Raw genomic sequence first — 13,106 nt, forward strand, 5'->3', positions numbered from 1 at the left:
CTTCAGAACCGGTCCACCTCGAGCGTCAGATGCGACAGGTCGTGGATATGGGCAAGCTTGGCGCGGTAAGTGTCGAGCGGCTGCGGGTTGGCCGAGCGGATCGCAACGATGGCGGCATGATGGCCCGGGCCGACCTGCCAGACATGCAGGTCGGTGATGCGGTCGCCATCGGCGCCCAGCGCCGCCCGGATTTCATCCGGCAGATCCTCGCCCGGCGGAACATAGTCGAGCAGCACGCCCCCGGCATCGCGCACAAGCCCCCATGACCAGCGGGCAATGACGAGCGCGCCCACCAGGCCCATGACGGGGTCTGGCCAAAGCCAGCCATAAACGCTCCCCAGCACGAGCGCCACGATGGCGAGCACCGAGGTCAGCGCATCGGCCAGGACATGCACATAGGCGGCGCGCAGGTTGTTGTCCCGTCCGCCGTGGGCGCCATCCGCAGGATGATCATGGGCGTGGCCATGGTGGTGATGCGCGTGGTCATCCTTCAGGAGCCAGGCCGAGACGAGGTTTACGACAAGGCCGACCACGGCCACCCCGATGGCCGAGCCGAAGGCGATCGGAACCGGATTGGAGAGGCGCAGGAGGCTTTCATAACCGATCAAGAGCGCGATGAGCGCCAGGATCACCGCGCTCGCAAAGCCGGCCAGATCCCCGAACTTGCCGGTGCCGAAGGTGAAGCGGCTATTGGAAAGGTGCTTGCGGGCGTAAAAATAGGCCGTGGCGGCGATCAGCATGGCGGCCGCATGGGTCGACATATGCAGCCCGTCGGCCACCAGCGCCATCGAGCCGAAGGCGATGCCGGAGCCGATTTCCACCACCATCATGGTGACCGTCAGCGCGATGACGGCCCAGACCCGCCGTTCGTTGCGACCATGGTTCGCCCCCAGGAAATCGTGACCGTGCGGTGTGCCTCCGCTCAGGCGCGCTTCAGGGACGATCTCCACCATGGATCAACTCCTTACTTCAGGTAGGTCTTGAGGACGGACAGGAGATCGGCCGCGCCCTTGGCCTTTTCGACATCGGCCTCCCGGTCGGGATCGACGACATGGTGGCGGATGTGATCCTCGATCAACTCCACGGTCAGTCCGTTCACCGCGCCCCGGATCGACGCGACGAGTTGGAGCACGTCATCGCAGGAGGCGCCGCCCTCCAGCCCGCGGGCGACCGCGTCGAGCTGTCCCTGGATGCGTCGTACGCGGGCGATGAGCCGGGTCGGGTCTTTCGAAAGATGCGCCATAGGATACCCCCTACCCTATCTCGCCGACGCAATCCATAGGTTTGACGCGGTGCGTACGCAGCGCACGGCAGAAGCGAGCGTTGCCGCGGCGAAGCGCTATCCGCATGTCGAAGGGAATTGTGACGGCGTCCAGCAGCACACAGTCTGCGGACCGCACCGACAGGAAATGATAACTGAGCTCAGCGGATTGGCGCCGCCTGAAACACGAATGGTGCGGTCGAGAAGACTCGAACTTCCACGGGTTGCCCCACAGCGACCTCAACGCTGCGCGTCTACCAATTCCGCCACGACCGCACGTCGTGTGCCGGTGCATCACCGGCGGGCCGGTCATCGACCGGTGGCGGGCATGTAACAAAGCCATGGCAGGCGCACAAGCGGCATTTTGTGCGGCATGCGGAAAATTCGCGCGGCTGCCGGGCGGACTTCCGAAAAAGCAGGGGAATGGCTAGAGAGATGCCATGGAAAAAGATCACGCACGCCCCTCCCCGGCACGGCTGTCCATCGAGCCGACGCAGTTTGCGGGCGCACCGGACGGACCGCCTGTCGCCTGGATGATTCGCGCCGGGCTGACGCCCTATCCGGACGCCCTGGACTTCATGGAACAGCGCGTGGCGGCCATTGCAGCCGGTGAGGCGCCGGAGACGGTGCTGCTCCTGGAGCATCCCCCGCTCTACACGGCCGGCACCAGCGCCCGCCGGGAGGATCTGACGGATCCGGACCGCTTCGCCGTCTATGAGGCGGGGCGCGGTGGGGAATACACCTATCACGGCCCCGGCCAGCGCATCGCCTATGTCATGCTGGATCTCAAGCGCCGGCGCCCGGATGTCCGGGCCTATGTCGCGGCGCTGGAGCAATGGATCATCGCCACACTTGCCGAGTTCCAGGTGCGCGGCGAGCGCAGGGAGGACCGGGTGGGCGTCTGGGTGACGCGGCCGGAGCGGCCGCGAGGGCCGGACGGATCGGTCGCAGAGGACAAGATCGCCGCCATCGGCATCCGCGTCCGCCGCTGGGTGACGTTTCACGGCATCAGCCTGAACGTCGATCCGGATCTGACCCATTTTTCGGGCATCGTTCCCTGTGGCGTGCGCGGCCATGGCGTGACCAGCCTGACCGATCTCGGCATCCTGGTCTCGCTGCCGGAGGTGGACGGCGTCCTGCGTCGCAATTTCGAAACCGTGTTCGGGCCAACCGCATGAGAATCCTGGTCGATGCCGATGCATGCCCCGTCAAGGACGAGGTCCTGGAGATCGCCGGACGGCTCGGTGCCGAGGTCGTCTACGTCTCCAATGGCGGCTTGCGCCCCTCGCGCTATCCAGGCGCGCAGCTCGTCACCGTTTCGGCCGGCGCGGACGCAGCCGATGACTGGATCGTCGCGCAGGCACACTCCGGGGACATCGTGGTGACGGCGGATATTCCACTGGCCGGCCGTGCGCTGGAGGTCGGAGCGCTTGTCCTCAACCCGAATGGGCGGGCCTTTACGGCCGAGACGATCGGCGCCGCCCTCTCCTTTCGCGCCTTCAATCAGCATCTTCGGGAAACGGGCGAGAGCAAGGGCCATAATGCGGCCTTTTCACCGTCCGATCGTGCGCGCTTCAAGCAGGAGCTGAATCGGCTTATCCTCGCGGCACGCGGATGAGCCGCAGCGGCGCGCCGGGAGGTGGAGCATGAGCGATGAGCCTTCGCAGGCGAGGGTCTACCGGCATCGTCTGCCCACCCGGCTGACGCACTGGCTCTGGGCCATATCGCTCTTCTTCCTGCTACTGTCGGGGCTGCAGATCTTCATGGCGCGCCCCGATCTCTATATCGGCCGGCAGTCGGGATTTGCCTTCGACAATACGGTCCTGTCGATCGGCGCCGTCATGGACGGGGCGCAGATGCGCGGCGTGACCGAGCTCTTCGGGCACCGCTTCGACACGACGGGCTGGCTCGGCGCCGTGGAGGAACAGGGACGGCTGGTCTCCAAAAGCTTTCCCGGCTGGATGACCATCCCCTCCTATCGCGATCTTGCCAGCGGACGCGTGGTGCACTTCTTCTTCGCGTGGCTCCTGGTCGGCACGCTGGCGGCCTGGCTTCTTGCCGGAATGCTGAACGGGCATCTGCGCCGCGATATCGTGCCCGGCCGCCGCGACCTTGCCGCCCTGCCGCGCGACGTGGCCGACCATGCCCGACTGCGCCTGAAGCATGGCCGTGGCTACGGCCCGCTCCAGAAGCTGTCCTATGCCTTCATCCTCATCCTGGCGCTGCCGCTGATGATCCTGACCGGGCTGACCATGTCACCCGGCGTCAACGCCATGGTGCCCTTCCTGGCCGATCTGTTCGGCGGACGGCAGTCAGCCCGCACGCTGCACTTCGTCATTATGCTCGTGCTGGTCGGCTTCTTCGTCGTCCATATCGTCATGGTCCTTCTGGCGCATCCGGTGGACCAGCTCCGATCCATGATCACCGGCTGGTCGCGCGACGGCGGAGACAAACAATGACCTTCGATCCGAAACGCCGCCGCTTTCTGAAGGCCGGTGCCGCCAGCCTCGCCACCCTGCCGCTTGCCGGCTGCTTCGACGTGGCGGGAGATCGCGACAGCACCGTGCGCAAGGTGCTGATGTCGGCCAACGACCTTACCTACCGGGTGCAGCGCTTCCTCCTGAACGCCGATGCCTTGGCGCAGGAGTTTCCCGCCACGGAAATCCGCCAGCCGATGCGGCCGAACGGCGTGACCAACCCGCAGGATGCCGATTACCGCGCCCTGGCGGCGAACGACTTTGCCGATTACCGGCTGACCATCGACGGGCTCGTCGAGCGGCCACGGCAGTTCGGCCTTGCCGAAATCCGGAGCATGTCCGGCCGCACGCAGATCACCCGGCACGACTGCGTGGAAGGCTGGAGCTGCATCGCCATGTGGACGGGTGTCCCCCTGTCCTATCTTCTCCAAGCCGTCGGCGTGCGGCCGACCGCGCGCTTTGCGGTCTTTTCGTGCTTCGACACGCTGGAAAACGGCTTCACGGGACCCATCCGCTATTATGAATCCATCGATCTGCGGGATGCCTACCACCCGCAGACGATCCTGGCCCATGCGATGAACGGCCAGAAGCTGCCCATCGCCAACGGCGCGCCATTGCGCCTGCGCGTCGAGCGCCAGCTCGGCTACAAGATGGCAAAATACATCCACACCATCACGCTGACGGACAGTCTGGCGGGCTTCGGCGAAGGCTCGGGCGGTTACTGGGAAGACCGCGGCTACGAGTGGTTCGCCGGCATCTGACCGGACATCTGCCGGTAGAGCCGTTCCGCCACCAGCATATCCGCACGCCGTGCGGCGCGCCGCGCGGCCGCCTCGGCGTCGTCGCCCCAGAGCGAAATGTTCCAGTCTTCGTCGACATGCGCCAGTTCGAAGGCATCCGCCCCCGTGACCCGCTCTTCGGCCACGGCGAGCGCCAGGATCGCCGAGCCGGTCAGGGTGGTCATCTGGTGCAGCGCCGCGACGCGGAACGGATCTGACGTCTGCGACAGAATCGCACGGAAGCGCTCCAGGGTCTGCGGCGGCTGGGCGACATGCATGACGCCCGTTGCCATGTGGAACGGGCCCCCGATCCGCTCCTGTGCCCAGGCGAGGATCGGATCCCAGCCTTCGGACTGGCGCCGGCACAGCCCCTCCGGCCCCTCTGCGCGGTAGACGAGAAGATCGGTCTCCACATAGCGGGAAAGGTCGTCGCGGATCGCAGCCGGGTCCGGCACGACGCCGTCGACGATCGTGTTGACGAGCCGCGTCATGGGCATGGTCGACGGATCGATCCGCTCGCCCTGCGCGGCCCATTCCGCAGCCGTCTCCTGCGCCGTCTCCTGCGCGGACAGTTGGATGACAGCCTTGCCCGGCGTGCGCAGCGCCCGCCCGTCCAGATGCACCTGATGGCCCCCGGCCGTTTCGACGGCGGTCGCCTGCGCGTAGAAGCGCTTGGGGAGTTCCGGCGGTGTAATGGGAGACACTGTCATGGATGGATCCTTGCCAAGGGAGGCATGGTGGCAGGCGCCTGCGCCCACGCGGCCAGAAGAGCCTCCAGATGCGGCACGTCGAGCGCGACGGACGCGGCCCCCGCCCTCACCAAAACATCGCTCGACGCCGCTCCCCAGGCCACGCCCACCGCATGCGCGCCGGCGGCCACGGCCATGGCCATGTCGAAGGGCGCATCGCCGATGACGACGGTATCGGCCGGCGCCACGCCCATGGCGGCACAGCATTCCAGGACCATGGCGGGATGCGGCTTGGACGGACAATCATCGGCCGTGCGGATGACATGGAACAGCGGCGCCAGCCCGTGATGCTCCAGAATATGGTCCACCCCGCGGCGGGACTTTCCCGTCACCATGCCGATCAAATGATCGTCCACGGCGCACAGGCGGCGGACCAGATCGGCCATGCCGTCGAAGAGCGGTTCATCGACAAGCCCCTCGGCCCGGGCCGCCTGGAACTGCGTGCGGTAGGCATCGGCCAGCCGCGCGGCATCGTCCAGGCTCGAGCCGGGCACCAAGCGGTGCATGGCCTCCCGCAGGGACAGGCCGATAATGCCGAGGATCGCGACATCGTCCGGGATGGGCAGGCCCTCCGCGTGGAAAGCGCGTTTCATGGTGCCGCAGATGACGGCGAAACTGTCGGCCAGCGTCCCGTCGCAGTCGAAGAGGAACAGGCGCATCAATCGTTCTCGGCGGCCTCGTCGAAGCCGAACAGGTTCCAGGTTTGGACCATGTGGGGCGGAAGCGGCGCGATCTGATCGACAAAGCCGCCATCGGGATGGGGAATGATGATGCGCCGCGCATGCAGATGCAGCTTCTTCTGCACCCCACCCGGGAAATCCCAGTTGGTATCGTGCTCGAAATATTTCGGATCACCCAGAATGGGATGGCCGATATGAGCGGCATGGACGCGCAGCTGGTGCGTACGGCCCGTATAGGGCTCCATCTCCAGCCAGGCGAAGTTCTGAGCCACCTGGTCGATGACCCGATAGTTCGATACCGCGTGGTCGGCGCCGTCCTCGCCATGGCGGGCAATGCGCATCCGGTCCCCGTCCGGCGTCTGCTCCTTGACGAGATAGGTCGATATGCGCCCTTCCCGCTTGCCCGGAACGCCTTTGACCAGCGCCCAATAGAGCTTCTTGGTCTCCCGCTCCCGGAAGGCCTTGGTCAGCGCCACAGCGGCGCCGCGGGTCCGGGCGACGACGAGGATGCCCGTGGTGTCACGGTCGATCCGGTGGACGAGACGCGGCTTTTCACCCCGCTTGTTCCGCCAGGCTTCGAGCATCTTGTCCACATGCCGCGAAACGCCCGACCCGCCCTGGACCGCCAGCCCCGCCGGCTTGTTGAAGACGAGGACCTTGTCATCCTCGTAGATCAGCATCTGGGCGAGCACGTCGGCATCGTGCCGGTCGCGGATCGTGTTGGCGGTCAGCGGTGCGACCTTCAGCCGTGCCGCCGTACCGTCGATGGGCGGAATGCGCACCATCTGCCCCGCCTGCAACCGGGTGTCGGTCTTGGCGCGGCCGCCATCGACCCGGACCTGACCGGAGCGCAGGAGCTTCTGCAGAAGGCCGAAACCGAGGCCGGGATAATGCAGCTTGAACCAGCGGTCCAGCCGCAGGCCGGCTTCGTCCGCCTCAACCCGCACTTGCTCCACACTCGACATCGTGACGACATTCCCCGTTTCGTTTCGGCTCCTGCCTAAACCATATGCCTGCAAAGCGGAATGGGTTTGGCGTTCGGCCCCGTTCCGCTCAACCCCATGTGCGCCCCGCCCACAGGCCCGCAAAGAGCGCGAGAATGCCGACCACGGTGCTGGCGATCAGGTAGAGGCAGGCGAGCCAGAGCTGCCCGCGCTCCCACAGGACGGCAAAATCCAGGGAAAAGGTGGAAAAGGTGGTGAAGCCGCCCAGGAAGCCGGTCACCAACAGGAGCCGCAGCATGTCCGGCGCCGCGCCATGACGCGCGATCAACTCCACGAAAAGGCCGATCAGGAAAGAGCCCGTTACATTGACGAAGACCGTCCCGATGGGAAATTGCGGGCCGAAATAGCTGCCCGCGGCCAGGATGCAGAGATAACGCAGGACGGAGCCTGCAGCGCCGCCTGCAGCCACGAGGGCGATGTTCAGCATGTCAGCCCCCACCCCGTTCCCGGCGGAGCCGCGCCCATTCCGCCAGCCGCGCGCCGATCTCCCGCTCCGCGCCGCGCGGCACGGGGCGATAGAAGGATTGGCGGCCCATGCCCTCGGGAAAGTAATCCTGCCCGGAAAACGCGTCCGGCGCGTCATGATCGTATCGGTAGCCGCCGCCATAGCCCTCGTCCTTCATGAGCTTGGTCGGCGCGTTCAGGATATGCCGCGGCGGCAGCAAGGATCCGTTTTCCTTGGCCGTGCGCATGGCCGCCTTGTATGCGACATAGACCGCGTTCGACTTCGGGGCGCTCGCCAGATAGACGGTGGCCTGCGCCAGGGCGAGTTCGCCCTCCGGGGAGCCGAGGTAATCATAGGCATCCTTGGCGGCATTGGCGACGACGAGCGCCTGCGGATCGGCAAGGCCGATATCCTCGACCGCCATGCGCACCAGCCGGCGGCCCAGATAGAGCGGGTCTTCCCCCGCATCGAGCATGCGGCACAGATAGTAGAGGGCAGCGTCCGGGTCCGACCCGCGCACGGATTTGTGCAGGGCCGAGATCAGGTTGTAATGGCCATCCTGCCCCTTGTCGTAGATGGGGGCACGGCGCTGGACGATATCTCCGACCTGCCCGGCATCGAAGATTTCACCAGGCTTTGCGGAGCGCCAGACCTCTTCCGCCAAAGTCAGGATCGCCCGGCCATCGCCATCCGCCATGCGGATGAGGGACTCGCGCGCCTGTGCATCGAGCGGCAGAGCGCGGCCTTCGCTCGCCTCCGCCCGGTCCAGAAGCTGGCTAAGGCTCTCCGCATCGTGCGAGCGGAATGTCAGGACGCGCGCGCGGGACAGGAGCGCCGCATTCAGCTCGAAGGAGGGATTCTCGGTCGTCGCACCCACCAGCACGACGGTTCCGTCTTCCATTACCGGCAGGAAGGAGTCCTGCTGCGCACGGTTGAAGCGATGAATCTCGTCCACGAACAGGAGCGTGCGTCGGCCGTTGCTGCGGCGCATACGGGCCGATTCGAAGACTTTCTTCAGATCCGCCACGCCGGAAAAGATCGCCGAAATCTGCTCGAAGGCAAAATCGACCTCATGGGCTAGCAGCCGCGCGACCGTCGTCTTGCCGGTTCCCGGCGGCCCCCAGAAGATGACCGAGCCGAGGCTGCCCTTGTCGAGCATGCGGGTCAGCGCGCCGTCCGGGCCCGTCAGATGCGGCTGGCCGACCACCTCCGCCAGGCTGCGCGGCCGCAGGCGATCGGCGAGCGGCCGGCTCGAATCCACCGGTGGCGTGTCGGCGGCCGCCTTGCGCGGCTGCGACGGTGCGGGCTGCGTGCCGAACAGGTCTGCCATGGCGGTTCTCCGGACGGATCCTAAGGCCAGGCCGCCGCGCGTCAGCGAATGGACTGCGTCAGCCTCTGCCCGTTGCGTTCGATAGCGTAGTTCCAGCCCCGGGAGCGTAAGTCCAGTATGGTGGACAGCTTTTCCGTGTTGTCCACCGTCTCGCCATTGACCTCGAGCACGATATCGCGCGGCTGCAGGCGCAGCCGCGCGGCGATGGAGCCGTCTTCCACGGCGGTGACGACCACGCCGCGCTTGGTCGTCGGCATTTCCAGTTCGTCGGCGGTGCGGGGCGACAGGTTCGCCACGGTTACGCCGGAAAACGGGTTGTTTCCGGCAATGGTCCGCTCGTCACGGGCGGGCGTTTCGGGTGCGGGCTCCAGCGCCAGCTCCACCGTCCTCTCAGTCCCCTGCGAAAGGACCGTCAGGGTGACGGTCCGGCCGATCCCCGCCGTCGCGAGCCGGTAGCCAAGCGCGTCGGGGCCATCGATGGCGAAATCCCCCATCCGCAGGACGACATCGCCCACCGACAGCCCTGCGCCATCGGCGGCTGCTCCCGGAACGACCTCCTGCACCAGGGCGCCGGTCGGCCGCTGCAAACCGAGGGCCTCCGCGATATCGCCTGTCACCGGCGCGAAGCCGGCGCCGATATAGGGGCGCTCGAAACGCCCGCCATTGCGCGCCGCATCCACGAAAACGCGGACCATGTTGGAGGGAATGGCAAAGCCGATCCCGTTCGATCCCCCGGATCGACTGAAGATGGCGGTGTTCACCCCGATGAGCCGGCCTTGCATATCGATCAGCGGCCCGCCCGAATTGCCGGGATTGATGGCCGCGTCCGTCTGGATGAAATAGCCGAAGTCGTTCACGCCGATATGCGTGCGCGCCAGGGCCGATACGATGCCACTCGTCACCGTCTGGCCGATCCCGAACGGGTTGCCGATCGCCAGGACGAGATCGCCGATGGAGATGGCGTCGGAGTCCGCCACCGGGATGGTGGCGAAAGGCTCGCTCCCCTCGATCTTCAGGACGGCGAGGTCCGCACGCGCATCCTTCATGAGGATGGTGGAGGCATATTCCCGGCCATCCGCCAGCGCGACCTTCACCTCATCCGCGCCATCGACCACATGATTGTTGGTGACGATGAGGCCGGAGGTATCCACGATGACGCCGGAGCCGAGCGAGGATTCCATGCGCGGCTGACTGGGAAGGTTGCGCCCGAAGAACTGCTCGAAGAAGGGATCGCCCGCAAAGGGCGAGCGCGTCGGGACCTGCCGGGCCGCATAGACATTCACGACCGCCGGAGCCGTGTCGCGGACCAGGGGCGCAAAAGTCAGCGATATCTCGCTCCGGCTGTCCGGCACTTTCTCCGCCGCCACGGCATGGGACGGAACCGGAATCCGATCCTGCGCCCCGGCCGGGCCAAGAAGGAGGGCCATGGTGCAGGCCATGGACAAGGCGGAACGGCGGAAACGCTGGAACACTGGCATCATCCCGAATCGCACGCGAACTAGGAGATACGGTATCGGCCCCAAACTGGCACAAAAAAAGGGCCGTGCGGCCCTTTCTGCCCGACTGGTCGGATGGGTCAGTCTGCGGCGATAGGCTGCACGGACTGGATGGCGGAGCTTTCCACCGGAAGATCGGCGGTGGCATAGCTGGCCGTCAGAATGGCGAAGGCCGCCAGGGCTCCAAGCAGGACGAAAACAGTGCGGCGCATCGAGAACTCGCTGACGGTGGTGCTTGAGTTCACATTGTCCATGGCGATCTTAAATCCGCGTAAAGATACCGACTCGAAGTGCATTTCGAGCGAGTGGGTTACAATTGCCAGTACAATGCGGTCCGGGGGCGAAGGTTGCTTTCTCCGCAAACCGAATTCCCCGACTGATGCGCATATGCCACGCTAGGCTTCGAGCCCGCTATCGCCGGAATGCAACAGTGGCCGGGAGTTCACTTCAACCGCGGGTTTTCCCCATGCGCGAAGGTCGTGCCCCCGCGCCTAGGGGCGCACGAGGCCGAAGCGGATCAGGCTTTCCCCAAGGTCGGTCACGGCCTCTTCGATGGTGCGGAACTGCATCTGCAGGACATCCCTTGCCGGCGCCGTATCGAGCGCCCGTTCCGCTCCGAGCTCGGCCGCCAGCATGCCGGCTTGCCGTGACAGGCGAGCGGCGAGCCGCACCGTCCAGTCCGGCAGGTTCCACATGTGGAGGCGGCGACCATACTGCGGAAAGGCATCCGACAGAATATCGGCCACGGCGCGCAGGGGCTCTGTCCCAGCGCTGACGATGAAGCGGCGCCCTGCGGCAGCCTCGATTTCCATGGCGCGGATATGCGCCTGCGCGATGTCCCGCACATCCACCATGCCGAAGCGGACATTCGGCATGGCCGGAATCTTGCCATTCATCATCATCGCAACGAGACGGGCCGAGGTGCCGGCTGTCGCGTCCAGCAACGGCCCGAAGACCAGCGAGGGGTTGATCGTCACAAGATCCGTCGAGCTGCCCTGCATCATGGACCAGGCCGCTTGTTCGGCGAGGGTCTTGGACACGGCATAGGGGGTTATATGCGGGCTCTCCACGTTGGAAAAATCTCCTTCCCCGAAGGGCCGACCGAGCGGGCGTGCGTGCCCGTAAAGGATCGACGCCACGGACGAGGTCAGGACCAGCCGTTCCGCCCCGCCATCGCGGGCGGCGCGGCAGACCCGTTCCGTTCCGCCCCGCGCCAGCGGGACAAGGCCGAATTTGTCCCGTGGCTGATTCTCTGGAAAGGGCGATGCCGTGTGCAGCACATAGCGGCAGTTCTGCACCGCTTCGTTCCAGCCGGCATCGGACGCCAGATCGGCCTGAACCGTTTCCAGCCGGTCCACCGGCGCGCCGTAGAGCGCCATGGTCTGCGCAAGCGCCTCGCCCTTCGCCCGATCGCGCACCGTCCCCCGGACCCGGTAGCCGCGTTGCAGAAGCCCGAGCACGATATGCTTGGCAATAAAGCCCGACGCACCCGTTACGAGGACCAGAGAATCGGAACTGTCGCGCATCCATGCATCCTTCTTGCCTGAGACCTGGTGCCGAGCCGCTGCCTAGTGGATGATATGTCATCCTGTCCCCTTCCATGCCTTGCCCAACGCCAATGGCGGAACGCGCCAGATGGCCGCCTGTTGCTGTGGCCCGGACAATGGTCCGTACGGGGTGCATCCTGCGAAGACAGCGCCTCTTGATGCCGGGCGCTCGTTACATGGCGCTGCCGAGACAGGCGTCGATACAACACGGTGGTTGCCGGAGCTCAAGATCCGTGGGCGAAAGCCGCCACGAAGAATCAGGATTCGACGCGCTTGGAACCCGCCAAAGGGCAGCGTGTTGCAGATGGCCCCGGAAACGATCCGTACCGGATCGTACACAAGCCGGCGTTCGCGCTTTTGGATCCCAAGCTTTTCCGTCTTAAGGCGCTGTCGGGCCCGCCGCCGGCGCAATGCGGTCGCAGCACATCGTGCAGGCGGGCTTCACCGCGCCGACACGGGGTTCGGAAACGCAAACGACCCCCACGCGGCGAAGCCATTCTTCACGATCGATGGGCGCAGGGCACCTCGAAGGATCAGGCTCCATCATGCTTGGAACCGGTCGGATGGCGGCGTGTTACAGGCGGCCCCGAAAACGATCCACACAGGGGCATACACGCCCCCCGGGTTTGCGCTCTTGATTTCCCGGCTTGTCATAAGGCGCTGTCAGGACAGGCCTTGGCGCAACGCGGCGGCCACACGGCGTGCAAGCAGGCTCCGCCCTGCCGACACGCGGCTCACAAACGCAAAAGGCCCCGCGCGGCGGGGCCTTTCCTCACGATCCGTGGGCGCAGGGCGCCGCGAAGGATCAGGCTTCGTCGGAAGCGTCGGCTTCGGTGCGGGCGCGGTCTGCTGCGCCACGGGCTTCCGGATCGCGATCGACGAACTCGATCACGGCCAGCGGGGCGTTGTCGCCGCGGCGGAACCCAGCCTTGAGGACGCGCGTGTAACCGCCATTGCGGTCTGCATAGCGCGTGGCCAGCGCGTCGAACAGCTTGCGAACGACGGTCTCGTCGCGCACCTGGCTGATGGCCTGGCGGCGGGCGTGAAGGTCGCCGCGCTTGCCGAGCGTGATCAGCTTCTCGACGATCGGGCGCAGGTCCTTCGCCTTGGGCAGGGTGGTGACGATCTGCTCGTGCTCGATCAGCGATGCCGCCATATTGGCGAACATGGCCTTGCGGTGCGAGGCGGTACGGTTGAGCTTACGGCCGCGATTGGCGTGGCGCATGGGTGTTCTCCTTGAAGAGCCGGATCAGATCCGGCGGTCGGCATCCTCGCATCCCGGTTTCCGGGGCATGTGCCTTTGAATGATTGTCGTCGTTCGCCGGAGGCTCCGGCATC

Annotated in this window: 15 protein-coding genes and 1 tRNA gene; 4 read left to right on the forward strand and 12 right to left on the reverse strand. The window is 66.0% G+C overall.

Annotated features, from left to right (window positions below; genetic code table 11):
• Positions 1–2: 2 nt before the first annotated feature.
• The 3 genes from dmeF to AUL30_RS03575 all read right to left on the reverse strand — a co-directional run bounded on the left by dmeF (position 3) and on the right by AUL30_RS03575 (position 1,537).
• The gene (gene dmeF / locus AUL30_RS03565; RefSeq protein ID WP_062226425.1) at positions 3–953 is read right to left on the reverse strand and encodes a CDF family Co(II)/Ni(II) efflux transporter DmeF; all 951 of its coding nucleotides are present in this window, start codon (positions 951–953) and stop codon (positions 3–5) included.
• Positions 954–964: 11 nt separating this feature from the next.
• Positions 965–1,243 carry a metal/formaldehyde-sensitive transcriptional repressor gene (locus tag AUL30_RS03570; RefSeq protein WP_062226426.1) on the reverse strand — a complete coding sequence of 93 codons (279 nt, stop codon included), beginning with the start codon at positions 1,241–1,243 and terminating at the stop codon, positions 965–967.
• A 209-nt stretch (positions 1,244–1,452) separates the two neighbouring features.
• Positions 1,453–1,537: transfer RNA gene (locus AUL30_RS03575), tRNA-Leu, on the reverse strand.
• 164 nt (positions 1,538–1,701) lie between these two features.
• Here AUL30_RS03575 and lipB point away from each other — a divergent pair.
• Genes lipB through AUL30_RS03595 form a run of 4 tightly spaced genes read left to right on the forward strand, consistent with a single transcriptional unit; the run spans position 1,702 to position 4,499 of the window.
• Positions 1,702–2,439, forward strand: coding sequence for a lipoyl(octanoyl) transferase LipB (gene lipB / locus AUL30_RS03580; protein ID WP_062226427.1), 738 nt, complete (start codon positions 1,702–1,704; stop codon positions 2,437–2,439).
• Positions 2,436–2,879, forward strand: coding sequence for a YaiI/YqxD family protein (locus AUL30_RS03585; protein WP_062226428.1), 444 nt, complete (start codon positions 2,436–2,438; stop codon positions 2,877–2,879). The genes lipB and AUL30_RS03585 overlap by 4 nt, the downstream gene beginning before the upstream one ends.
• A 28-nt stretch (positions 2,880–2,907) precedes the next feature.
• Complete coding sequence (locus tag AUL30_RS03590) at positions 2,908–3,720, forward strand: cytochrome b/b6 domain-containing protein (RefSeq protein WP_062226429.1); 813 nt, start codon at positions 2,908–2,910, stop codon at positions 3,718–3,720.
• The gene (locus AUL30_RS03595) at positions 3,717–4,499 is read left to right on the forward strand and encodes a molybdopterin-binding protein (RefSeq protein WP_062226430.1); all 783 of its coding nucleotides are present in this window, start codon (positions 3,717–3,719) and stop codon (positions 4,497–4,499) included. The genes AUL30_RS03590 and AUL30_RS03595 overlap by 4 nt, the downstream gene beginning before the upstream one ends.
• Here the strand turns inward: AUL30_RS03595 and AUL30_RS03600 are convergent.
• The 9 genes from AUL30_RS03600 to rplQ all read right to left on the reverse strand — a co-directional run bounded on the left by AUL30_RS03600 (position 4,475) and on the right by rplQ (position 12,993).
• Entirely contained in the window at positions 4,475–5,227 is a 753-nt protein-coding gene (locus AUL30_RS03600; RefSeq protein ID WP_062226431.1) for an ATP12 family chaperone protein, read from the reverse strand. The genes AUL30_RS03595 and AUL30_RS03600 overlap by 25 nt on opposite strands.
• Complete coding sequence (locus AUL30_RS03605) at positions 5,224–5,925, reverse strand: HAD-IA family hydrolase (RefSeq protein ID WP_062226432.1); 702 nt, start codon at positions 5,923–5,925, stop codon at positions 5,224–5,226. Before AUL30_RS03605 ends, AUL30_RS03600 begins: the two co-directional genes overlap by 4 nt.
• Positions 5,925–6,911, reverse strand: coding sequence for an RluA family pseudouridine synthase (locus tag AUL30_RS03610; RefSeq protein WP_062226433.1), 987 nt, complete (start codon positions 6,909–6,911; stop codon positions 5,925–5,927). The genes AUL30_RS03605 and AUL30_RS03610 overlap by 1 nt, the downstream gene beginning before the upstream one ends.
• An 88-nt stretch (positions 6,912–6,999) precedes the next feature.
• Positions 7,000–7,377 (reverse strand): fluoride efflux transporter CrcB, encoded by a 378-nt coding sequence (crcB, locus tag AUL30_RS03615; RefSeq protein WP_062226434.1) that lies wholly within the window; start codon positions 7,375–7,377, stop codon positions 7,000–7,002.
• Position 7,378: 1 nt separating this feature from the next.
• Complete coding sequence (locus tag AUL30_RS03620; RefSeq protein WP_062226435.1) at positions 7,379–8,725, reverse strand: replication-associated recombination protein A; 1,347 nt, start codon at positions 8,723–8,725, stop codon at positions 7,379–7,381.
• A gap of 41 nt (positions 8,726–8,766) precedes the next feature.
• A complete protein-coding gene (locus AUL30_RS03625) occupies positions 8,767–10,152 on the reverse strand; it encodes a DegQ family serine endoprotease (protein WP_157069875.1) in 1,386 nt (461 codons plus the stop codon).
• Positions 10,153–10,301: 149 nt separating this feature from the next.
• Positions 10,302–10,475 (reverse strand): hypothetical protein, encoded by a 174-nt coding sequence (locus tag AUL30_RS19640; RefSeq protein ID WP_157069845.1) that lies wholly within the window; start codon positions 10,473–10,475, stop codon positions 10,302–10,304.
• A gap of 237 nt (positions 10,476–10,712) precedes the next feature.
• Complete coding sequence (locus tag AUL30_RS03630; RefSeq protein ID WP_062226436.1) at positions 10,713–11,747, reverse strand: SDR family oxidoreductase; 1,035 nt, start codon at positions 11,745–11,747, stop codon at positions 10,713–10,715.
• An 826-nt stretch (positions 11,748–12,573) separates the two neighbouring features.
• Positions 12,574–12,993 (reverse strand): 50S ribosomal protein L17, encoded by a 420-nt coding sequence (rplQ, locus tag AUL30_RS03635; protein ID WP_062226437.1) that lies wholly within the window; start codon positions 12,991–12,993, stop codon positions 12,574–12,576.
• Between the last annotated feature and the right edge of the window lie 113 nt (positions 12,994–13,106).

Origin of the sequence: Aureimonas frigidaquae, assembly GCF_001463905.1 — a bacterium.
GTDB classification, from domain to species: domain Bacteria; phylum Pseudomonadota; class Alphaproteobacteria; order Rhizobiales; family Rhizobiaceae; genus Aureimonas; species Aureimonas frigidaquae.